Genomic DNA, 22943 nt, shown 5'->3' on the forward strand with positions numbered 1-22943 from the left:
GGCAAACGGCTGATATTGTGCTTTGTTGTGGCAGGATCTGTCGCCATTTCACCCGGGCAGAATTAAGATGGCCTGTCCCGTTGTCAAGGATGACCCATGAGACTCTTCTCTCTGTGTGTGCTCTGCTGTCTGCCCCTCCAACCGTTGTGGGCGCAATCGTTCTGCTCCTCCCCCCTTCGCGTCGGTTTCGATGACTGGCCCCCATACCACTATTACCAGCAAGAGGGAGCACGTCGGGAACTGCGTGGATTTGCGGTCGACTACCTCAATGCCGTGTCGAATCGGCTGGGTTGTCATCTGGTCTATGTGGAGCGTCCCTGGAAGCGGGGGTTGCACGATCTTGAGCGGGGTCGGCTGGACATCGTGATGGAGGCGTATTTTGCCGATGACAGGGCGCGTTATGCCTGGTTCTCCATCCCCTACAACCCGGGCCGGACATCGCTCTGGGTACGCAAATCCGGTACCGGGGAGGAGTCGGATCTGGCGAGCTGGCTGGCCCACGGGCATCGCCTCGGTGTGACCAGGGACTACTATTACGGCCCGGAAATCACCAAGGTTCTGCAGCGATACCGCAACCAGGTGAGCGAGGTCAACGATGTGCAAAACTATCGCAAGCTGCTGCTTGGGCGGATAGACGGTTTTCTCGGGGATAGTCTGGCCACGCCCTGGGGTCTGAAGAGAGAGGGGCTGTCGGATGCGGTCGTCCCCCACACCATGGCGATCCATGAGACGCCCACCTTTTTCATGTTGAGCAAGAAGACCCTGTCCGGGGAATTCGTAGCGCGGTTCAACGAGGCGATAGTGGCCGTCGGCGACAGCGGGGAGCAGGAACTCATCTGGCGTCGTTACACCTCCGTCCGCTAGCAAAGTCGTCGGCATTCACGCATCATGGGGTCCTGACCGTCGCGCCTGACAGGCCGAAATGAACCGATTTGAGGCAAGCGTGGTAAGAAGCATGGGTAAGAAGTATTGGTTGGCATTGGCGAATCTCATCTGGCTGGGCTGCTGGCCGGCCAGCATGGTTCATGCCAGCACGGAACAGGCGGTAGTGGCCAGTCCCAGCATCCAGCATGACTGGTATCAGAACGAGGTGGCCGAGCAGGCTCGTCATGAGCTTGAACAGCAGTTGCAGGAAGCGGTGTTGGCCCAGCTGCATCCGGATTTCTACCGCCTCTGGCAGCAGTTGCAAAAGACCCCGGCGGATCGGCGCGGTGCCCTCTACGATGAGGCCTTTGGCAAGCTGGCCCGGTTCCAGCAGGCCTGGCGAGGGATGGATCTGGTCGCGCGCGAACAGATGCAGACCCTCAAGCTGGATCTGAACCGCCCCCTGGCCCATGCTCCCCAGGGAGACAATCTGCTGGAGCAGGTCAGGCAACTCAGGCCACAGGTGGCGGAATACGACGCCGTGCGCGAAGAAGTGCGCAAGCTGCTGGCCATGCCCATGGCCAAGCACTGGCCCATCCTCTCCATGCCGACCCTGAGGGCGGGGGAGAGCTCGACCGAGCTCGGCCAGATCCGCTCCATCCTGAACGAACTGGGGGACAGTGCCCCGACTCACCAGGACAGCCTCTACGATCCCGAGACCGAACAGGCCATCAAGCAGTTCCAGCGCCGCCACGGCCTGACCGCCGACGGCATCATCGGCCGTCAGACCCGCAGCTGGCTCAATACCGGCCCCGAGGTGCGCGCCAGCCTGCTGGTTCGCAACCTGTGGCGCCGTGATCTGGTGGATCACCTTGCCGGTCGCTATGTGCTGGTCAACATTCCGGACTACCGCCTGAGCGTGGTGGAGTCGGGCAGCGAGGTCTTCACTAGTCGGGTCATCGTCGGCAAGGAGCAGCGGGCAACCCCCATCCTCGCCAGCGAGATCCGCTCCATCGTGCTGAACCCGGCCTGGCACGTGCCGCGCTCCATCCTGAGCAAGGACATTCTGCCCAAGCTCGGGCGCGATCCTGCCTACCTGGATCGCGAACAGTTCGAGGTGATCGACGGCGAGGGCAATCCGGTGCAGTTCAGCGAAGATGGCTGGCACCATGCGCTGGCCTCCGGTTTCCCTTACCGGTTGCGGCAAAAGCCGGGGGATCACAATGCCCTGGGTCGCTACAAGTTCTATCTGCCTAACAACGATGCCATCTATCTCCACTCCACCCCGCGCAAGGCGCTGTTCGAGCAGGGGGCCCGTGCCTTCAGCTCGGGTTGCATCCGGGTGGAACACGCCGACGATCTGGCAGAGCTGCTGCTGGCGGACTCCCGCTATCAGCCGGACAAGGTAGCCAGCATCCTGAAAGAGACCCAGACCAAGTGGCTGCCCCTGAGCAACCCTATCCCGGTGTTTACCGTCTACTGGAGCAGCTGGATTGATGAAGAGGGACGTCAGCAACTGCGCAACGATATCTACGGATTCGACAGAGTCAGCTATCAAAGCCGCTTGCTGTGATCCTCGCCACAGAGTGACAAGCCCGGCCCGTGCCGCAATGCTGTTCAGATAAGCACTTTTTTGACTGATTATTCATAAATTGGATTTGAGTTGAGGGGGCAAGGCTGTGTCCAGTCGATCTTCCTCCAGCCTTTATCCAGCGGGGCTTGCAATAGAAAGAGGGAGGCATCATGCCTCCCTCGATTTTTTGTCCTGATACTACGTAGACTGGAACTCAAATTCTCTTAAGTGAACAGCATTGCGGCCCGTGCCGGGCTTTTTCATGGGTGAATGGGGTTTGACAGCGCTTTTTCTGGCAGGTAGTTTCGGCCCTTGTATCAAATTCATTCACCTGTGTGACTTCACCATGAGATGGACGGACAACGGATGCTGGGACAAGAGATAAGCCGACGCCGTCTGCTGCTGGGGGCGGGTTGCCTGATGGGGACCAGCCTGCTGTCGTTCCCTGCGCTTGCGAGCCGCAGCACTTCGGGACGGGAACTGAGTTTCTTCAACCTCAATACCGGCGAGCGGGTACGCGCCAGTTATTGGGAAGATGGCCACTATCTGAGTGACGGGTTGGCGGAGCTCAACCATATTTTCCGTGACTACCGTCGCAACGAAGTGTTCAACATCGACAGAAAGCTGTTCGATCAGCTCTTTCTGCTGCAACACAAGCTGGGGCGCCACGGCGAAATCCAGCTCATCTCGGGTTATCGCTCCCCGACCACCAATCAGCAGAAGCGGCGCAAGAGTCGCGGTGTTGCCAAGCACAGCTACCACACCCTGGGGCAGGCGGTTGACGTGCGCATCCCCGGCGTGCAGCTGGCGCACCTGCGCAAGGCCGCCCTGAACCTCAAGGTGGGCGGTGTGGGTTATTACCCTTCCGACAACTTCGTGCACCTGGACACAGGCCCCGTTCGTAGCTGGTGAGTCGGGATTTCCTCAAGGGTTGAGTGCCGATTGTGTCTTTTTGCCGCTGGCATTGAGGGGGACCAAGCTGCTAGGCTCTGGACTCCAGCCAGAGGAGAGAAAGATGAAGCAGATTGTGATCGGGGGGCTCATCGCCCTGTTGTTGACTGGTTGCGGCAAGCTCAACCGCGAGAGCTACGACAAGCTGAAAGTCGGGATGAGCTATGCCGAAGCGAGCGCCATCCTCGGCAAGGCCGAGCGTTGCGACGATGCTCTCGGCACCACGAGCTGTGTCTGGGGAGGGGAAGGCAAGAACATCAAGGTGCGTTTCATCGCCGACAAGGCGACCTTCTTCAGCTCGGAAGGGATCAACTGACCTTTTACTCTCTTGCCGATTTGCCGATGCCCAACAAAAAAGCGCCGTATGGCGCTTTTTTGTTGCTCGTTATCCGTGCGATATGGCCAGGAACTGGCGTGTTCAATGGGTGGCGTACTGATAGTTGAAGGTGGGCAGTCCCCATTTGAAGCGTACCGCCAGGAGCCGCAGCACGAAACCGATGCCGATGGCACCGAAAGCGGCCCAGTCGTTGGGCAGCCCATGGTGCAGCGCAAAGCAGTAGAGCGCGGCGGTGATCAGCGAGACGGCGGCATAGAGCTCGCGCTTGAACACCAGCGGGATACGCTGGCACAGCAAGTCCCGCAGTACCCCCCCGAACACGCCGGTCACCACGGCCATGATGCAGGCGATGCCGGCCCCGTGGCCCATCTCGAGCGCCCGGGCAGCCCCGAAGATGGAGAAGACCACGAGCCCCAGGGCATCGAGCGCCAGGAACAGCTTGCCAAGGTAGCGCATCAGCGGGGCCGAGATGACCCCGGCCATGGCGGCGCCCGCCACCAGCAGCACGTATTCGGGGTGCTCGACCCAGAGCAGGGGATAGTGGCCCAGCAGCACATCCCGAATGGTACCGCCACCGATGGCCGTCGCCGAGGCGATGATCACGACGCCAAACAGATCCATCCGTCGCCGACCCGCTGCCAGCGCGCCAGTCATCCCTTCGGCCACCAGGCCGAGCAAGAAGAGTGCATGTAACATGAGATATCCCAGGGTGCGAGAAAGGCCCGCATCCTAACAACCCTGCGCTGGGGCGACAAGCTATCTTGGCTATGCATTAGATTAAGTAATGAAAAGGGGGCTTTCGCCCCCTCTTTTGATCATGATGACGCGGTTCAGCGTCCAAGTTGCTCGCTGCGGTATTGGTCTACCCACATGGCGGTGGCGCCACAGATGGCCACCGGCATCACGAAGAGATTCACCACCGGGATGGCGGAGAAGAGGGTCACCAGGGCGCCGAAGCTCAGGCACTTTCCACGACGTTGCTTGAGGGCGTCGCGCATGGTGATGAAGCCGATCTTGTGGTTGTCGAACGGATAATCGACATACTGGATCGCCATCATCCAGGCGCTGAGCAGGAACCAGAGCACGGGTGCCAGGGTCTGGCCCACTACCGGGATCAGGAAGAGGATCAGGCAGCCGATGGCCTTGGGCAGATAGTATTTCAGCTTGGTCCATTCGCGGCCGAAGGTACGGGGCACATCTTTCACCACATCCAGCATGCCGGTGTCATTCATGGCTTCACCGGTGAGGATCTGTTCCACCTTCTCTGCCAGCAGGCCGTTGAAAGGGGCAGCTATCCAGTTGGCCACCGAGCTGAAGATGAAGGAGAAGACCACCAGTATGGTGATGAGGGCGATGGGCCAGAGCAGGTAATCAAGCCAGGAGAGCCAGCTCGGGATCTGCTGGTGCAGCCAGGCGAACAGGCCGTCCAGTTGTAGCAACAGGGCGTAGAAGGCACCGACAAAGAGCACGAAGTTGACCAGCAGGGGGATCAGCACGAAGGTGCGGATGCCGGGCTGGCGGATGAGTGAGAAGCCGCGCAGGAAGTAGTCTGCACCGCTGACCGAATCTTTGACCATGTGGGGTGATTGGCTCATGTGAGATCCATCAGTGAATGGGGAAAGTGCCAGCATATTACAAACAAGCCTTTGATTTGGTAAAGTCGCCTGCCCGCCTCCTCTTTATTTCGTTACCCACATAGGCCGCCATGCGTCTGAAATTGATCAAACTCGCCGGTTTCAAGTCGTTTGTCGAGCCGACCCGCATCGAACTCAACGCCGACATGACTGCCGTGGTGGGCCCCAACGGCTGCGGCAAATCCAACGTCATCGACGCCGTGCGCTGGGTGCTGGGGGAGAGCTCCGCCCGCCATCTGCGCGGCGAGAACATGACCGACGTCATCTTCAACGGCTCCATCAACCGCAGCGCCCATGGCCGCGCCTCGGTGGAGCTGGTGTTCGACAATCCCCACAACCGGGTACCCGGCGAGTTCGGCCGCTTTACCGAGATCTCGGTGCGCCGCGAAGTGCTGCGCGACGGCTCCAATCACTACCAGATCAACGGCCAGAAGTGCCGCCGCAAGGACGTGACCGACCTCTTCCTCGGCACCGGCCTTGGGCCCCGCAGTTACGCCATCATCGAACAGGGCACCGTCAGCCGGCTGGTGGAGTCCCGCCCCGCCGATCTCAAGCTGTTCATGGAAGAGGCCGCCGGGGTCTCCCGCTACAAGGAGCGGCGCCGCGAGACCGAGCAGCGTATCCGCCATACCCAGGAGAACCTGGAACGCCTTGGCGATATCCGTGGCGAACTGGGCTCACGCCTCGAGCACCTCAAGGCCCAGGCTGAGACCGCCGAGCGCTACAAGCAGCTCAAGAGTCGCAGTCGCGCGGCCCGCAGCGAACTGATCGGCTCTGAACTGTGGGCGCTGGAGACGCGTCTTGGCGAAGCCAAGACCGAACTGGCCCAGACTGAACAGGCGCTGGCGGCCCTCGATGCCAAGCGCACCGCCGACGAGGGGCGTCACGTCACCCTGTCGGTGGCCCGCCAGGAGGCGCAGGCCGAGCAGGCGAGCCGCCAGCAACAGATTTTTCTCGGTGGGCAGGCTATCGCTCGCCTTGAGCAGCAGCAACTGCACCAGAGCGAGCTGGGCCGCGACTGGCAGGCGAGGCGGCAGTCCCTCGGCGAGCGTATCGACGGCCTCAAGGCCCAGCTGGCCGGCCAGCTAGAGCAACTGGGCGACAGCACGTTGCAGGGGGAGGTGGCGTCGGCGCGCCTCGAGCAGTGTGAGCAGTTGCTTACCGACCAGCAGAGCGTGCGTGCGGCTGCGGGCGATCGGCTCGAGCAGGCGCGCCAGCGTCAGCAGCTGTGGCAGCAGCAGCTGGGCCAGTTGCAGGGGCGGCTCAACCAGACCCGCGCCGAGGTGAATGGCCTGCAGGAGCTGCAGGCCAAGACCCGGCTTGCCCGCCTCAAGCTGGAAGACGAACAGGCCGGGCCCCTTGGCGGGGAGGGGGAGAACCTGCAACCGGCGCTCGATGCCCTGGCGGCGGAACTCTCGCTCTCCCGCGCCCGCCATGAGGAAGCCGATGCAGCGTGGCAGGCCGGTGTGTCGCGCCATGAAGAGCTCAAGGCAGAGCAGGGTCGCCAGCAGGGCCTGCTGCGCGAGCTGGAGGCGCGCCTCGCCACCCTGGATCAGATCCTGGGGGAGCAGATGGCGGGCGCGACCCTGGCGGATCGGTTGCAGGTTCCCCCCGAGTGGGCCCGGGGGCTGGACAAGGTGCTCGGCCGCTGGCTCACCGCAATCCCGGCGGACGAGTGCAACCTGGCGCAACCCGGACTCTGGATTGGCCCGGTCCAGCCAGCCAGGGCCGGTACCCTGGCGGCGCAACTGGGGGGCGAGCACATTCCGGCTTTCCTCAATGCCATCTGGCTGGCAGAGAGCAGGGAGGAGGCGCTGTCCCGCCTGCACAGCCTCTCTGCCGGTGAGTCGCTGCTCACTCCCGCCGGCGACTGGTTCGGCCCCAACTGGGCGGATCTGGGGGAGGGCATGGCCCTCGGTACGCTGGCGCTGCTCGGTGAGCGTGAGCGGCTGCACACCGAGCTGGCCGCGGGTCGGGAGGCGCTGCACAGACTCGACGAGCAGCTTGCCGCCGCCGATGCAGCGCGGGCCCAGCTGCACAGTGCCCATGAGCTGGCTCAGCACACCCTGCGCGAGCAGGAGCTGCGGTGGCAGCAACTGCGCGAAGCCTGGAGTCTGCGCGAGGGGCAGCGCCAGGAGCGCTTGCAGCGCCTGGGCCAGCTGGGGGAAGAGCTGGCCCGGCTCGACAAGGAGCAGGCTGAGGAGGCGCAGCGGCTGGCGTCGGCCGGGGAGCGGCTTGAGCAGGATGAAGCGGCCCTTGGCGAGCTGCAGGAGCAGGGGGAGGTACTCGCCGAGGCGCTGCTGCTCGCCCAGGAGCAGGTGAGCGGGGCGGAGCGGGCGCTGGAAGAGGTGCGCCTTCGCCGGGAGCAGCAGCAGGCGGCCTGCCAGCGGTTGCAACTGGAACAGCAGAACCAGCGCCAGCTCATCACGCTGCGCGAGCAGGAGCTGGCCCGTCTCGGCCTGGAGCTGGCGGAACTCAAGGAGCCAGGGGCCGCTCCGAGTCAGGATCTGTCGCCCCTGCTGGTCGAACAGCGCAATCTTGAGGCGCAGCAACTGGCCTGTCACCAGCGGCTCGCGGAGCTGGATCGTCAGCTGACCGAGCTGGAGCAGGCCAGAAGCGCCGATCACAAGCAGCTGGTGAAAATTCAGGAGAAGCTGGCGACCCTGCGGCTCGAGCGCGAGCGCAACCTGACGCGCAGGCAGGGACTGCACGAGCAGTTCGAAGAGTTGGGCGTGCGCCTGGTGGACCTCGATCAGGCGGTGCTGATTGCCGCTGATCGCGGCAAGCTGCGCCAGGAGATCCAGACTCTGGAGGCGCAGGTGGAGGCGCTTGGCGCCATCAACCTGGCGGCACTGGAGGAGTATGAGGAGGCGAAAACCCGTTCAAGCTACCTGGAAAATCAGTGCCAGGATCTGGAGCAGGCCCTCGACACCTTGAGCCAAGCCATTAAAAGAATTGATAAAGAAACACAAATACGCTTCCGCGACACTTTCGATAAGGTCAATGAAGATTTAAAATCCCTGTTCCCAAAAGTGTTCGGGGGGGGCAGTGCCTGGCTTGAGCTGACCTCGGATGATCTTTTGGAGGCCGGAGTGAGCATCATGGCAAGACCTCCGGGCAAGAAGAATGCTACCATTGCCCTGCTTTCCGGGGGGGAGAAGGCGCTAACCGCCCTTGCGCTGGTTTTTGCCATCTTCAGACTCAATCCAGCACCATTTTGTCTGCTGGATGAGGTGGATGCACCGCTCGATGAAGTGAACGTCGGTCGCTTCTGTTCTCTTGTCAAAGAGATGTCGAGCACAGTACAGTTCGTTTACATCAGTCATAATAAGGTCTCCATGGAGATGGCCGAGCAGCTGGTTGGCGTCACGATGCAAGAGCCCGGGGTTTCGCGCATAGTGTCGGTCGATATCGGTGAAGCCGTCGCTTTGGCTGAGCAAAACTAGAAAGAGAAGCAGCTAATGCAGGAATTGCGTTACATCTTGGTTGCCCTGGGCGGTATTGCCATCGCGGCATTGCTCATTCACGGGTTGTGGAGCAACAGAAAGAATCGTCAGGCACCGATCAAGGAGAAACCCCTGGGTCGGATGGAGTCCAAGTCCCGTGAGCGTGACAACGACGCCTTCGACAGCGATGGTATCGGTCAGGTGCGTGTGGTGAGCGGTGGCCGTCGTGCCGAGCCCAAACTGCGCAGCGACGAGGCCCGTCAGCCCGAACCCCGCCGTGTCGCCCCCGTTCCCGCCTTCGATGATGAAGATGACGACGCCGATCTGCCGCCTCCCGTGGTGCGCAAGCCTGCCGCTCGCCCTGTCCCCCCTCAGCCTGTGTATGAGGAAGAAGAGGACTATGACGAGCCGGTTGCCGCCCCTGTTGAAGAGGCCCCTGCCGCGCCGGTGCGCAAACCTGCACAGGTGATCCGCCGTACGCCGGTACACCGTTCCCGTCCGCAGCGCGAGCCCATGATGCAGCCGCTGGACGAAGAGCCGCTGGTGGAGCCGGCCTATGCCCAGGCGCCGACCTTCGGTGCACGCGAGCCGGCACCGGTTGCCCAGCAGGCTCCCCGCTACGCCCAGCCGGCTTATGAAGAGCCCGCTTACGATGACGAGCCAGCCTATGAAGAGCCGGTTCACGCAGCCGAGCCAGAACCCGCTCCGGCCCCGGTCGAGAAGATCTGGCAGGATGTCTATGTCATCAACTTGATGGGCCGTCCGGGTCATGATCTGCAAGGGGCCACCCTGCTCTCTTCCCTGCTGGCGCTGGGCTTCAAGTTTGGCGAGATGGATATTTTCCACCGTCACGAAGATCCGAACGGCAAGGGTGAAGTGCTCTTCTCCATGATCAACATGGTCAAGCCGGGCACCTTCAACCCCTATCGCATGGAGCAGTTCAGCACCCCGGGTGTGTCCCTCTTCATGCAACTGCCCCTTCGCAGCAATGCCGCCTTCGCCTTCGAGCACATGTTGCAGGCCGCCGATCAGCTGGCGAGCGATCTCGATGCCATGCTGACGGATATGGATCGCAGCCCGCTGAGCGACGAGACCATCGCCCGTTACCGGCATGAGCTGGCCGCCTACGAGGCCAGTCGCGACTAATACGCCATGCGGGTCGAATGAATAAAAAGTGCGGTACCCAGGTGCCGCATTTTTATTGGTCCACTGGCCGGTTTTTCCATCACACTTCGAGACTTTTTCATGAGCGATATCCTCTCCCGCCACCGTCAACTGTGTGAGCTGCTGATCGAGTACGGTCATCAGTACTATGTGCTGGACAACCCCACGGTGCCGGACGCCGAATACGATCGGCTGATGCGCGAGCTGATCGCGCTGGAAGCCGAACACCCCGAGCTGAAGACGCCGGCCTCGCCGAGCGTGCGGGTGGGAGGCCAGCCGCTGACCGCCTTCAAGCAGGTACGCCACGAGATCCCCATGCTGAGTCTGGACAACGTGTTTAGCGGCGAGGAGTTGCAGGCCTTCGAGCAGCGCATGCGCGATCGCCTCAAGCGGGAGGTGAGCTTTACCTTCTGCTGCGAGCCCAAGCTGGACGGTCTGGCGGTGAGCCTGCTCTATGTGGATGGCCAGCTGGTACAGGCCGCCACTCGCGGGGACGGCACCACGGGGGAGGAGATCACCGAGAACGTGCGCACCATCAAGGCCATTCCCCTGACCCTGCGCGGCCAGGGGTGGCCTGCGCGGCTGGAGGTGCGTGGGGAGGTCTTCATGCCCAAGGCGGGGTTCGAGGCGATGAACCGCGATGCGCTGGCGGCGGGGGAGAAGGTGTTCGTCAACCCGCGCAACGCCGCTGCCGGCAGCCTACGCCAGCTCGATTCACGCATCACCGCCAGCCGCCCCCTCAGCTTCTATGCCTACGGCGTGGGAGTCGGTGGCGACGAGCTGGGGGAGTCCCACTTCGGTCGCCTCAATCAGCTCAAGGCCTGGGGTCTGCCGCTCAGCCCGGAAGTGAAGCTCAAAGAGGGTGCCGCCGGCTGCCAGGCGTTTCACGACGACATTCTGGCGCGCCGTAGCGAGCTCCCCTACGAGATCGACGGCGTGGTCTACAAGGTGGACGACATAGCACTGCAACAGGAGCTCGGTTTCGTGGCCCGTGCGCCGCGCTGGGCCACCGCCCACAAGTTCCCGGCAGAAGAGGAGATGACGGCGCTTGAGAACGTCGAGTTCCAGGTGGGCCGCACCGGTGCCATCACCCCGGTAGCCAAGCTCAAGCCGGTGTTTGTCGGCGGCGTCACCGTTTCCAACGCTACCCTGCACAATGCGGACGAGATCGCGCGCCTTGGCGTCATGATCGGCGACACCGTGATCGTGCGCCGGGCCGGGGACGTGATCCCCCAGGTCGTGGCTGTGGTGGAGGCGCAGCGCCCGGCGGATGCCCGCGCGATCCTCTTCCCGACCGAGTGCCCGGTGTGCGGCTCGGCGGTGGAGCGGCTGGAAGGGGAGGCCGTGGCCCGCTGTTCCGGCGGTCTCTTCTGCGAGGCCCAGCGGGCGGCCGCCATCAAGCACTTCGCGGCGCGTCGCGCCATGGATGTGGATGGCCTTGGCGACAAGATAGTGGAGCAACTGGTGGACAAGGGGCTGGTGAAGACCCCGGCGGACCTGTTCAGTCTCAACGCCATCCAGCTGGCCGGTCTCGAGCGGATGGGGCAAAAATCGGCCCTCAATCTGGTGGCGGCCATCGATGCCGCCCGCAGCACCACGCTGCCCCGCTTCCTGTTTGCCCTGGGGATCCGCGAAGTAGGGGAGGCGACCGCCTTGAACCTCGCCAACCACTTCCTTACCCTGGATGCCCTGCGCGCCGCCTCGGTGGAGCAGTTGCTGGAAGTGGCCGACGTGGGGGACATAGTGGCCAAGCACGTCTACTACTTCCTGCGTCAGCCCCACAACATCGAGGTGCTCGACGCCCTGTTGGCCGCCGGGATCCACTGGCCGGCCATCGAGAAGAAGGAGGCAAGCGATCAACCTTTTGCCGGCAAGACCTTCGTGCTGACTGGCACCCTCACCGCTTTGTCCCGCAACGACGCTAAGGCGGCGCTGCAGGCCCTGGGGGCCAAGGTGGCGGGCTCGGTGTCGGCCAAGACCGACGTGCTGGTAGCGGGGGAGGCGGCAGGCTCCAAGCTGGCCAAGGCCCAGGAGCTGGGGATCACCATCTGGACCGAAGCCGAGTTGCAGGCGGCCATTCAGCCCTGAGGATGCACGTTTGAGCAGACAAACCCGGCCCACTGGCCGGGTTTGTCGTTGGTGGGCTCACTCGATGTAGCTCACCTTGTCCTGCCAGGCATCGGGAGCCGTCAGGTGCCAGCGTGCCAGTTCGCTCTTGCTGAACAGGTATTCCCCGCGGGATGCGGCGCGGGGGGAGAGGGCGCCGGGCGCCGTGCCCGAGAGGATGGCATTGGCCAGTTCGGCGGCTCTCTCTCCCTGACTGTGGCCGTCGAGCACCAGGCCGCCGATGGCGGCTCCCCTGCCCACCGCAAAGGCCCAGAAGCAGAACAGTGGCACCGGGCTGTTGGCGCTGGTCCATGCCAGTACCTGTTGCTCGCTTACATGCTGGCCCTGAGCGTCGGTGAGAGTGTGGTAGAGGCCGAGGAAGAGCGCCTGATAGCCATTTTCCCGGCTGGCGAGCACTGCCTCCTGCCAGCGTCCGTAGTCGGTGAACTGGCGGCTGCTGACCCGGGTCTGACCGATCGTCAGCTCGCCTCGCCCCTTGAACTCGTGGGCGACGGCGGTGCGGGACACCTCGCTTTCGTCAAACAGCACCAGGGCACGCTCCAGCCCTCCCATCAACTGACTCATCTCGCTGATGCTGCGCTTGAGCAGGGGGCGTTCCAGTACGCCGGTGATCAGGGGGTGGCCGACCAGCCCCTTGGGGCGCGGATTCTCGTTCATCCCGAGAAACACCACGGGCGTTCCCCGGGCGGCGATGGGTCGGGCGAGGGCGTTGATGGCGTTGTCATCCCCCAGGATCACCAGCGCCGGCTGGTGGGTCCGGTAGGCGGCCATTCCCTTGGCGAGCAGTTCGTCACGGGTCTGGCCGGGCTGGCGCTTGGTGTCCAGATAGAGATAGCCTAGGTGATGCGCCTGCTTGAGGTGTTGCTCGAGGCCGGCACTGTAGCTCTGATCCCACTGGTTGCTCTGGTGATAGCTGCTGATCACCAGGATCTCGGCGGCCAGCAGCGGGAGGGAGAGGAGGGAGAGCAGGAGCAAGACCTTGGTCACGTGTTTTTTCCGCAAGGGACAGACTGTTCCCCAGTATGTGCTCTCCCGCTCTCTGGCGCCTCGGTCAATTGTTGTCGGAAGGCGTGTCCCTCTCTTTTTATCCCTTGCCGGGCGGGAGCCCGCATCCCGTCTGGGGTGAGCAAAAAGAGCGCCTTTTGGCACTGGTTGTGAACTGCCCCACTCCTTCCAAAACCTGTTCTGGATCAAGAAACAGGGTACCGCTTTGGTGCCTAATAGACCCCACATATAGGGGTGAACATGAAAAAAACACCCATATATAGTGTCATAAAGCTGTGCATAAGTGGTCGCCCTCTCAGTGTCAGCCCAGGTGTTTCAAGCCTTGGCTGACCTTGTTTGCGCCGGGGACGGGCGTGGAGAAGGGGACTCAACGAGGGTGAGCCGAGGGTGGCCACCAGGTCTTTCAATACGGGGAAAATCGATGAAACCGGTAGTGATCAAACGCGATGGATGTCGTGCACCATTCAATGGCCAACTGATCCGCGATGCGGTCAGCCGGGCGGCGGCAGCGGTCAATCAGGCCAGTCCGGCGCTGGCAGAGCGCATTGCCGCCGCTGTCAGCCAGGAGCTGGAGGGGCGAGGGGAGGTAGATATCCACGAGATCCAGAACCGGGTCGAGAACCACCTGATGGCCTCCGACGACAAGGCCATCGCCCGTGCCTACATCGAATACCGTCACGACCGGGATCAGGCCCGCGAGGCCAGGGGTCGCCTGGCCCAGGAGATCCGCGGCCTGGTGGAGCAGACCAACGCGGCCCTGCTCAACGAGAACGCCAACAAGGACTCCAAGGTGATCCCGACCCAGCGTGACCTGCTGGCGGGCATCGTCGCCAAGCATTACGCCATCAGTCACATGCTGCCCCGTGACGTGGTGCAGGCCCACGAGAGCGGCGACCTGCACTTCCACGATCTCGACTACTCCCCCTTCTTCCCCATGTTCAACTGCATGCTGATCGATCTGCAGGGGATGCTGACCCACGGCTTCAAGATGGGCAACGCGGAGATAGACACTCCCAAATCCATCAGCACCGCCACCGCGGTGACCGCCCAGATCATCGCCCAGGTGGCGAGCCATATCTATGGCGGCACCACCATCAACCGCATCGACGAAGTGCTGGCACCCTATGTGGCCATCAGCTGGCACAAGCACCGGGAGGTGGCCGAGGAGTGGGGGATCAGGGACGTGGATGCCTACGCCATGGCTCGCACCGAGAAGGAGTGCCACGACGCCTTCCAGTCCCTCGAATACGAGGTCAATACCCTGCACACCGCCAACGGTCAGACGCCGTTCGTCACCTTCGGCTTTGGCCTGGGGGACAGTTGGGAATCGCGCCTCATCCAGCGCGCCATCCTAGGCAACCGCATCGCCGGCCTTGGCAAGAACAGGAAGACCGCCGTCTTCCCGAAACTGGTGTTCGCCATCAAGGATGGCCTGAACCACAAACCGGGGGATCCCAACTACGACATCAAGCAGCTGGCGCTGGAGTGCGCCTCCAAGCGGATGTACCCGGACATCCTCAACCACGACCAGGTGGTCAAGGTCACCGGCTCCTTCAAGACCCCCATGGGGTGCCGTTCCTTCCTCGGTGCCTACGAGGAGAATGGCGAGCTGGTCCACGAGGGGCGCAACAACTTGGGGGTCGTGAGCCTCAACCTGCCGCGCATTGCCCTGAAATCCCGCGATGAAGCGGACTTCTGGGACAAGCTGGACGCCGCCCTGCGGGTGGCCAAGACAGCGCTCATGTACCGCATCAAGCGCCTCGACGGGGTCAAGGCCCGGGTCGCTCCCATCCTCTACATGGAGGGGGCCTGCGGGGTGCGCCTCAAGGCCGATGACAACATCAGCGAGATCTTCAAACATGGCCGCGCCTCCATTTCGCTGGGTTACATCGGGGTACACGAGACCATCAACGCCCTCTATGGCACAGACGTCCACCTGTTCGACAGCGAGACCCTGCGCCAGAAGGCCATCGCCATCATCGCGCGGCTCAAGGCGGCCACCGACGAGTGGAAGGAGGAGACCGGCTACGGCTTCAGTCTCTACTCCACCCCGAGCGAGAACCTCTGCACCCGTTTCTGCCGCATCGACGCCAAGGAGTTTGGCGTGGTGGCCGGGGTGACCGACAAGGGCTACTACACCAACAGCTTCCACCTGGACGTGGAGAAGCAGGTGAACCCCTACGACAAGCTGGACTTCGAGGCGCCCTATCCGCCCATCGCCAGCGGCGGCTTCATCTGCTACGGCGAGTACCCCAACATCCAGCACAACCTGGAGGCGCTGGAGAATGTCTGGGACTACAGCTATGACAAGGTGCCCTACTACGGCACCAACACCCCCATCGACGAGTGCTACGACTGCGGCTTCACCGGCGAGTTCGAGTGCACCTCCAAGGGCTTCACCTGCCCGCGCTGCGGCAACCACGACCCGGCCAAGGTGTCGGTGACCCGCCGGGTGTGCGGCTATCTCGGCAGCCCGGATGCGCGCCCCTTCAACGCGGGCAAGCAGGAAGAGGTGAAGCGCCGCGTCAAGCATATGTAAGCGGGCAGACCCCACCCCAGCCCTCCCCTTGGCAGGGGAGGGGGCAAAGAAGCTCCTCCCCCTTTCGAAGGGGGAGGTTGGGAGGGGGTTGGCCGTTAACCCGGAGAACTCGAATGCACTACCACCAGTACTACCCGGTCGATGTGATCAACGGCCCCGGCACCCGCGCCACCCTGTTCGTGTCGGGTTGCGAGCACCAGTGCCCCGGTTGCTACAACCAGAGCACCTGGCGGCTCGATGGGGGCAAGCCGTTCGATGAGGCGATGAGCGATCGCATCATTCACGATCTCAACGACAGCCGCATCAAGCGGCGCGGACTGTCGCTCTCCGGCGGCGATCCGCTCCACCCCGCCAACGTGCCGCATGTGCTGGCGCTGGTGAAGCGGGTGCGGGCCGAGTGCCCCGGCAAGGACATCTGGTGCTGGACCGGTTATCTGCTGGCCGATCTCAGCCCGGCCCAGCGGGAGCTGGTGGCCTTGCTGGACGTGCTGGTGGATGGCAGGTTCGAGAAGGCCCTGGCGGATCCCGGTCTGCTCTGGCGTGGCAGCCGCAATCAGATGGTTCACGACCTCAACGCCTGGCGGAAAGGAGGAGAGCGGATCCCCTGTCTGGTTTGCAGTTGAGGCTTTGGGTGTTTATGGTTAGGCCAACCCCAAGCGCTGTTTACACGAGGAATCCCGATGAACAATCTGCTCAAGATCCTGCTGGCCATCTTTCTCCCCCCGGTCTGCGCCTTTATCCAGGTAGGCTTCAGCCTCCATTTCCTCATCAACATAGTGCTGACCCTGCTGGGCGGTCTGCCCGGCATGGTCCATGCCCTCTGGCTGGTGGTAAGCGACAAGCGCGCCTGAGTCGTGAGAGATCACAAGGCCAGCCCTCCGGGGTTGGCTTTTTTTTGCCTGCCAGATGGGGGCTTCCAGGATGAGCCCCTTTGCCTGACACTGGCGCGTCGCTCATGGAGTCGAGCGATACAACGAAGAGGGAATGTCGAGTGCGAGTGAAAGGGTTGTTGCTGTGGGCCGCCCTGGCCCTGCTCGGGGGCTGTGCCAGCCCCACCGCCAAGCTGAATCAGCCTCCGGTGGATGTCACCTGGGAAACGCTGCCCGAATACTGGGTGCTGGTGGGGGATGCCATCAGGTTTAACCCGGTCGGGGGGCTGCCGGCGAAGAGGCCGGTCAAGGGGTATGTGACCCTTCGCTACCTCATCGATTCCAATGGCACGCTGTTCAGCCCAGAGGTACTGGAGTCCCAGCCTCCCGGCGTGCTGGATCTCATCGCCATCTCCGGGCTGGCGCAGCTGCGCTACCGGCCATCGGATCAGAATCTGCAAGCCATTCCGGCTCGGGTTGTGGCCCGATTCGAAGTGGAAGTGAAATGACAAACACCCCGGCCAGGCCGGGGTGTTTCGTGTGGGCTGTGTGCCATGACGGCGCGGATCACTGCTCCTTGCAGTCGTTGTAGCGGCTCTGCCACTCCCCGGCGTCATCGCGCATCTCGACGAACCCCTCCTTGCCCTTGTTCCACCAGACCACCTCGTGATCGTCGGTATAGCGGGCGCCGGAGGCGGAAACCGCCTGGGGCAGGGTGTAATCCTTGCCATCGGGGAGGGAGAGCTTGACGAAGTTCAGGCTCTCGTCCGAGAGGGAGAAGTAGCGAACCTGCACTTTCTGGTTCTGTTCACACAGATAGGTGACGGGATCGCCGCCGGTCACTCCCAGCTTGCCGCTGCCCAGATCGCAGCCGCCGAGCAGGGTGATGGCGCCCGCCCCCAGTAGAAAGAGCTTGGCGTGTTTCATGTTTGATCCTCACAACGGTGTCATATGGCCTTGAGCCTAACAGGATGAGGCACAACTGCAACCTCGTGGCGGGAGCCCTGCGTCGGGATGCGTCCGTCTCCCTCTGGTCCGTGGGGCAGGCAAAAAAACGCCCCGGCAGGCAAGCGGGGCGAAAGGGAGCCATCCAATGGCTGCAGAAAAGGGTCAGTGGCCGAACCGTGTCGCCTCGAAGCGATTGAGCAGCCGGTGGATGAGGTAGCAGGCGAGCAGGGTGACCACGATGGCAAAGAGGATGCTGCTCACCCGATAGAGGGCGCTGAAGACCAGGTCGTTGCCCGGGGTCAGGTACTGGCCGAACAGGATGCCGAGGGTGGTGAGGGCACCGAAGCCGACTCCGGAGCCGCTCGCCTCCTTCACATGGGCATAGCTGAACAGCATGGCACCGAGCCAGAGCACCGGGGTCACCAGCAGCAGCAAGCCGGACCAGTCATAGAGCACCAGCTGCCCCAGGATGCCGAAACTCACCCCCAGCAGGGTGCCCATGGCCCGCTTGCGGGCATAGTCCAGGGCGCCGTTCCAGTGCATGGGGAAGAGCAGCAGCAGGGTGGTGGCCTGGGCGGACATGGAGTCGCGCAGATCGAAGATCTGGAACACCAGGAACGAGAGGGTCGCGATGGATGCCCCCAGCAGGGCTTCGTGGCGCATCCGGTGCGGCGCCTTGGGGGAGGGGGCCGGCCTGGGGCGCTCCTCCACGTCCGGAATGAGGGCCGTCATCAGATAGGCGATGAGCACCGACAGGACGCTGGCCCAGAGGTTGCTGAAGATGAGGTCGTTCAGATCAATCCCGGGGTAGCTGGCAAAGTGCAGCATGATGCTGAGGCTGAGTACCCCGTTGGCACCGAACAGGAACAGGCTGCCCCGGGACATGGCGGCGAAACGGTAGAGGAAGAGCAAAAAGACCAGGGGGGTCATGAGCCCCGGGTGGCCGCCGAACAGGCCGCCGAGCAGCCCCACTTCCAGACCGCACATGGCGGCGGAGGCGATGAGCTGGCGGGCGGCGTGACCGTTCATCACCGGCACCAGGCCGAGCAGCAGCACCGGGGTGACGGTGAAGAAGACCCCGTTGCTCCAGCCGAAGATCTTGCACAGCACAAACCCCAGGGTACAGCCAAAGGCGATGCGCAGACACTGGCGCAGTTCGTTGGGGGTGAGGGGTCTGTGCCACAGGTTCATGGTCGTCATCTCAATAGATGTAGTGCAGCAGGCTGAGCAGACGGATCTGGCCGCGGGCCAGCAGCCCGGTCAGGGTGTTGTCCGGCAGCAGCTGCACCGTGGCGCGGGCCCCGGCCGGCAGGTGAGTGGGCAGTTGCTCCAGGGTCAGGTGCAGGCGCAGGCGCTGGGCATCCCGCACCCAGCGATCGGACTCGACAGGGTTCGCAAGCTGGCCGTTTGCGTCAAACTGGCCGGCGCTGACCCCGGCATCCAGGCTGGCGACGCGGGCCGGATAGAGACGACCGGGCTCGCCGTCGAAGGCGACGAGGGCCTGACTGCCGGCGCTGACATGGCGCAGGCTCTTCTCGCGAAAATCGGCGATCACGTCCACCTGCTCGGAGACCAGGGCCAGCAGGGGGGAGCCCGCATTGGCCACGCTGCCAGGCTTGAGCTGCAAATTGGTGATGATGCCGTCCTGGCTCGCATGAACCCGGCTGTAGGCGAGGTTGAGCTCGGCCTGGGCGAGGCGGTTGCGGGCCTGGCGCAGCAGCAGGTTGTCTTCCCCTGGCAAGCCGCGGTTAACGCGGGCCTGCTCTACCCGGGCCTGGCTGCCGAGCAGGTTGGCACGGGCGGTGCGGGCGGCGCTGTCGGCGTCATCTTTCTGTTGTTCAGAGACCATGTGACGGCGGTAGAGGGCGTCGATGCGCGCCGCTTCCCGCTGTTTCTGGTCGGCCTGGGTGCGCAGCGAGCTGTACTCCGCCTCATAGGCGGTCAGGGTCGCGTCCAGCTGGCGGTTCTGCTGCCTGGCCTGATCCAGGGCGAGCCTGGCCTGATCCACGGCGAGCTGGAAGGGTTCCGGGTCGAGGGCGAACAGCAGATCCCCCTGCTTGACGTGCTGGTTGTTGGCGACGGCGACTTCGACCACCTTGCCGCTGACCTGGGGGGCCATCCGGGTGACGACCCGGGTGGCCATGGCCTGGGGGGTCAGGGGCATCTTGATGTCGGCCAGCAGAAAGTAGCCAAACACCAGGACGAAGCAGACGATTGCCCACTTTATCCAGCGCTTGAATTGTTGATCCGGTGTCATCTTATTCTCTCTCTTCGTGCTGTGCGGCTATCTTGCCGAGGGCGTTGGCGGAGATGCGGTGCACAATGTCTTCAAACTGGGCCAGCTCCTGCTGGCTGATGCCGGTGAGCAGCTCCCGGCGCACGGCGATGATGCGGCCCTCGATCTGATCGAGCAGCGCCTTGCCCGCCGGGGTCAGGGTGACGATGCGGGCCCGCTTGTCCTGGCTGCAGCAATGGCGCTCGATCAGCCCCTGCTCCTCGAGCTGACCCAGGGTCCGCATCAGGGAGGGGAGCTCTATCTCCAGGGCCTCGGCCAGGGTCTTCTGGCTGAGGTGGCCGCCGAGGCGGCTGAGTTTCCACAGGGCGGTCCAGCGGGGATGGGTGAGCCCTAGAGGTGCCAGCTCGAGATCGGCCACGGTGCGCCAGAGCCGGTGCAATCGCCCCAGCTGCTCGGCGAGGGAGAGTTCTCGCAACATCTCCAGATCCTTTTTCATGACGGGCACCTCAATTACTTAGCTTGCGAAGCATTATATTTATTTCGCAGGCTAAGTAAATAGTGTGATACAGCTCACGTTCAGGTTTTTTGCCCGGGCCGTGGTGTTTAAGTTTTTATATGGCTTTGCGGGCCAGCTAACCGACAACGGCCGGGGGAGGCGCTAGAGTGGCCACCTTTGAGGTGCGCCAGGCTGGCCACTGACCCGGCCGGGGGACACCCTCACCCTGGGCTTTCCTGTCCGCTGCAAGGTTGAACGATGAAACTGCGCCACCAGCTAGTCACCCTCTCGCTTGGCTTGTCACTGCTGCTGATCCTGATCCTGGGCTGTCTGCTCGCCCTCTTCATGCGCCACCTGCTGGAGAACAACCTGAAGGAGAAGGGGAGCGATCTGGCCCGGGTGCTGGCGGCGGACAGCCGGGTGGTCCGGGCCCTGGAGAAGGGGAGCGATCCCGGGCTGCGGGATTATGTGCAGGGGATCTGCAGCCGCACCGATGCCGCCTACATGGTGGTGACCGACGAACATGCCAGGCGCCTGAGCCACCCCTCCCCCGAGCTGGTGGGCCAGACCTTCCGGGGGGAGGACATCTGGCCTGCGCTCCAGTCGCGCGAGAGCTACTGCTCCCGGGACGTGGGCACCCTGGGCCCCGCCATCCGCTGCTTCGCTCCCGTGGTGGGGCCCGATGGCCAGGCCATCGGCGCGGTGGCGGTGGGTTATCTGATGCGCACCGTGGAGGGCACCTATCAGGAGCGGATCGCCCTGCTGGTCGGCGCCATCGCAGCGGTGCTGGGGTGCGGTCTGCTGCTGGCGCTCTGGGTACAGCACTTGCTGCGCCGAACCCTGCTGGATCTGGAGCCGGAAACCATCGCCAATCGCTTCGCCCAGCAGGATCTGGTGCTGGAGGGGATCTCGGAGGGGATAGTGGCCCTGGACAACCAGCACAGGATCACCATGCTCAACAGCGCCGCCTTCTATCAGTTGCGACTGCCCGGCACCGGGCGCCACGCCCTGCTGGGCCGCTCCCTGGCGGAGCTGGCCCCCGGCCTCGTGCCCACGTTGCAGCAAGGGGGGGCGGTCAGGTTCACCGTGCAGGGGGATGACTTCGTCGGCCACTGGCAGGAGCTCAGCGGTCGCGAGCCGGGGCGCATGCTCATCTTCAGCCGGCCAGACGGCACCGGCAGCCTGGGCATGCAGGTGACCCACCTGCGCCAGTACGGCGAGATGCTGCGCATCCAGACCCATGAATTCGCCAACAAGCTCAGCAGCCTCTCCGGTCTGCTCCAGCTCGGCCACGTGGATCAGGCGGTAGACCTCATCCAGCAGGAGAACGAAGCCTGCCAGAACATGTTGCAGGATCTGCTGCGGGTCATCGAGAACAAGCCGGTGGCCGGGCTCATCCTCGGCAAGTTCAGCCGGGCGCGGGAGCTGGGGGTGGAGCTGGTGCTGGATGCGGGGTCGGCCCTCGGGGAGTATCCGGCCGAGGTGTCGGCGGATCTCATCACCTGCATCGGCAACCTGCTGGACAACGGCATTCGCGCCGCCTGGGGGAACCGCGAGCACGCCGCGCCCAGGGTGCTGCTCTCCCTCGATGATCTGGGGCGGCGGCTGGTGATCGAGGTGGAGGACAGTGGCGAGGGGGTGGACGAGGCGCTGGCGGATCACCTGTTCGACTACGGTGTCAGCCGCCAGACCGGGGATCACGGGGTCGGCCTCTTCCTGGTCAAGAAGACGGTGGCCAGGCGGGGGGGCGTGATAGAATGGCGTCGCACCGCCGAGCAGACGACCCTGTTTGGTATCTATTTGAATAAAAACCAATTGGTGTAAGTCATGAAGCCAATTTTCACGCTGATTATCGAGGATGACGAGCGGATAGGCGCCATGTTGGGGGAGCTGGTCTCCTCCACGGCCGGGTTCTCCCTGATGGGGCGGGCCGGCACCCTGGCCGAGGCGGATCGCCTGATGGCGGGGAGCGAGCCCCGCTTGCTGATGGTCGACATCTCCCTGCCCGATGGCTCGGGCCTGGAGTGGGTGAGCCGGCTGCGCAGCTACAACCGGGAGGTGATGGTGATGATGGTGACCGCCTCCTGCGACGTGGAGACCATACAGCAGGCCCTCAACCTGGGCGTGCAGGACTACGTCATCAAGCCGCTGCGGCTGTTTCGCATCCAGCAGAGCCTGGAGGAGATCCTGGTCCTGCATCGCCGCCTGTGCGAGCCGGGGGAGCTGGCCCAGAGCGACCTGGACCGCCTGATGGGCAAGGCGCGCAACCAGGGTCGGGAGGCGCGGGAGACCCCCAAGGGGATCGACGCCATCACCCTGCGACAGGTGCTGGATCTGCTGGCGGGGGAGCCGGACAACACCTTCTCCACCGACACCGTGGCCCTGCGCCTCTCCCTGAGTCGCACCACGGCCCGCCGCTACCTGGAGTTTCTGGAGTCAGAAGATCGGCTGGACGTGGAGCTCAACTACGGCCAGCGTGGCCGCCCGGAGCGGCGCTACCACTGGCGCCGGGAGTCGTGACCCCGCCGCGGGCACAACGCCGAAGAGGCCGCGCACACCATGCTGCGCAGGCCGCGCAGATAAAAGGGAGCCTTTGAGCTCCCTTTTGTTTGGTTCTTCGCGGGATCTTGGGGAAGTGGAAGTTGACAGACAGGGTGCTGGTAAACTGGCTGTCTCCAAACACACCACCACCATCACCCTGCTGTCGCCGTGCATCATATTGATATTGCCTCCTTCTGGCCAGGTTATACCGTC

General features: G+C 63.5%; 20 protein-coding genes. 13 read left to right on the forward strand and 7 right to left on the reverse strand.

Features of this window, described 5'->3' with window-relative positions:
• The first annotated feature begins 96 nt into the window (after positions 1–96).
• From J9892_RS21145 to J9892_RS21160, 4 genes are all read left to right on the forward strand, one after another.
• On the forward strand, positions 97–864 hold the full coding sequence (locus J9892_RS21145) for a transporter substrate-binding domain-containing protein (protein ID WP_052814336.1): 768 nt from the start codon (positions 97–99) through the stop codon (positions 862–864).
• 91 nt (positions 865–955) lie between these two features.
• Complete coding sequence (locus tag J9892_RS21150; protein ID WP_052814335.1) at positions 956–2437, forward strand: L,D-transpeptidase family protein; 1482 nt, start codon at positions 956–958, stop codon at positions 2435–2437.
• Positions 2438–2803: 366 nt separating this feature from the next.
• The gene (locus J9892_RS21155) at positions 2804–3349 is read left to right on the forward strand and encodes a DUF882 domain-containing protein (RefSeq protein WP_052814334.1); all 546 of its coding nucleotides are present in this window, start codon (positions 2804–2806) and stop codon (positions 3347–3349) included.
• 103 nt (positions 3350–3452) lie between these two features.
• Positions 3453–3704, forward strand: a complete 252-nt coding sequence (locus J9892_RS21160; protein ID WP_010673445.1) for a hypothetical protein — start codon at positions 3453–3455, stop codon at positions 3702–3704.
• Positions 3705–3806: 102 nt separating this feature from the next.
• Here the strand turns inward: J9892_RS21160 and J9892_RS21165 are convergent, their stop codons facing one another.
• Positions 3807–4421: a trimeric intracellular cation channel family protein gene (locus J9892_RS21165; RefSeq protein ID WP_010673446.1), complete on the reverse strand. Its 615-nt coding sequence runs from the start codon at positions 4419–4421 to the stop codon at positions 3807–3809.
• A 134-nt stretch (positions 4422–4555) separates the two neighbouring features.
• Positions 4556–5320 carry a sulfate transporter CysZ gene (gene cysZ, locus J9892_RS21170; protein WP_052814897.1) on the reverse strand — a complete coding sequence of 255 codons (765 nt, stop codon included), beginning with the start codon at positions 5318–5320 and terminating at the stop codon, positions 4556–4558.
• 110 nt (positions 5321–5430) lie between these two features.
• On the opposite strand from cysZ, the gene J9892_RS21175 reads away from it, so the two are divergent.
• The 3 genes from J9892_RS21175 to ligA all read left to right on the forward strand — a co-directional run bounded on the left by J9892_RS21175 (position 5431) and on the right by ligA (position 12057).
• Entirely contained in the window at positions 5431–8805 is a 3375-nt protein-coding gene (locus J9892_RS21175) for an AAA family ATPase (RefSeq protein ID WP_113977727.1), read from the forward strand.
• Positions 8806–8820: 15 nt separating this feature from the next.
• Positions 8821–9951, forward strand: a complete 1131-nt coding sequence (gene zipA / locus J9892_RS21180) for a cell division protein ZipA (RefSeq protein ID WP_210538902.1) — start codon at positions 8821–8823, stop codon at positions 9949–9951.
• A gap of 99 nt (positions 9952–10050) precedes the next feature.
• Positions 10051–12057 (forward strand): NAD-dependent DNA ligase LigA, encoded by a 2007-nt coding sequence (gene ligA, locus J9892_RS21185; protein ID WP_210538904.1) that lies wholly within the window; start codon positions 10051–10053, stop codon positions 12055–12057.
• A gap of 57 nt (positions 12058–12114) precedes the next feature.
• Here the strand turns inward: ligA and J9892_RS21190 are convergent, their stop codons facing one another.
• Positions 12115–13083: an ABC transporter substrate binding protein gene (locus tag J9892_RS21190; protein ID WP_124814191.1), complete on the reverse strand. Its 969-nt coding sequence runs from the start codon at positions 13081–13083 to the stop codon at positions 12115–12117.
• 439 nt (positions 13084–13522) lie between these two features.
• Here J9892_RS21190 and nrdD point away from each other — a divergent pair, with 439 nt between their 5' ends.
• From nrdD to J9892_RS21210, 4 genes are all read left to right on the forward strand, one after another.
• Positions 13523–15640 (forward strand): anaerobic ribonucleoside-triphosphate reductase, encoded by a 2118-nt coding sequence (gene nrdD / locus J9892_RS21195; protein WP_210538906.1) that lies wholly within the window; start codon positions 13523–13525, stop codon positions 15638–15640.
• 113 nt (positions 15641–15753) lie between these two features.
• Complete coding sequence (gene nrdG / locus J9892_RS21200) at positions 15754–16263, forward strand: anaerobic ribonucleoside-triphosphate reductase-activating protein (protein WP_052815464.1); 510 nt, start codon at positions 15754–15756, stop codon at positions 16261–16263.
• 57 nt (positions 16264–16320) lie between these two features.
• On the forward strand, positions 16321–16491 hold the full coding sequence (locus J9892_RS21205; RefSeq protein ID WP_010673454.1) for a YqaE/Pmp3 family membrane protein: 171 nt from the start codon (positions 16321–16323) through the stop codon (positions 16489–16491).
• Between the two features lie 146 nt (positions 16492–16637).
• Entirely contained in the window at positions 16638–17018 is a 381-nt protein-coding gene (locus tag J9892_RS21210; RefSeq protein WP_349237054.1) for an energy transducer TonB, read from the forward strand.
• A 58-nt stretch (positions 17019–17076) separates the two neighbouring features.
• Here the strand turns inward: J9892_RS21210 and J9892_RS21215 are convergent, their stop codons facing one another.
• The 4 genes from J9892_RS21215 to slyA form a co-directional block, all read right to left on the reverse strand.
• Positions 17077–17436, reverse strand: coding sequence for an MliC family protein (locus tag J9892_RS21215; protein ID WP_010673456.1), 360 nt, complete (start codon positions 17434–17436; stop codon positions 17077–17079).
• A gap of 183 nt (positions 17437–17619) precedes the next feature.
• Positions 17620–18648 (reverse strand): DUF2955 domain-containing protein, encoded by a 1029-nt coding sequence (locus tag J9892_RS21220; protein ID WP_010673457.1) that lies wholly within the window; start codon positions 18646–18648, stop codon positions 17620–17622.
• 10 nt (positions 18649–18658) lie between these two features.
• Entirely contained in the window at positions 18659–19714 is a 1056-nt protein-coding gene (locus J9892_RS21225; protein WP_103857897.1) for an HlyD family secretion protein, read from the reverse strand.
• Between the two features lies 1 nt (position 19715).
• Positions 19716–20189, reverse strand: coding sequence for a transcriptional regulator SlyA (slyA, locus tag J9892_RS21230; RefSeq protein WP_010673459.1), 474 nt, complete (start codon positions 20187–20189; stop codon positions 19716–19718).
• Positions 20190–20447: 258 nt separating this feature from the next.
• Here slyA and J9892_RS21235 point away from each other — a divergent pair, with 258 nt between their 5' ends.
• Positions 20448–22013 (forward strand): sensor histidine kinase, encoded by a 1566-nt coding sequence (locus J9892_RS21235; RefSeq protein ID WP_010673460.1) that lies wholly within the window; start codon positions 20448–20450, stop codon positions 22011–22013.
• 3 nt (positions 22014–22016) lie between these two features.
• Complete coding sequence (locus J9892_RS21240; protein ID WP_010673461.1) at positions 22017–22709, forward strand: response regulator; 693 nt, start codon at positions 22017–22019, stop codon at positions 22707–22709.
• The last annotated feature ends 234 nt before the right edge of the window (positions 22710–22943 follow it).

It is taken from the genome of Aeromonas sp. Prich7-2 (assembly GCF_017939255.1).
Taxonomy (GTDB): domain Bacteria; phylum Pseudomonadota; class Gammaproteobacteria; order Enterobacterales; family Aeromonadaceae; genus Aeromonas; species Aeromonas caviae.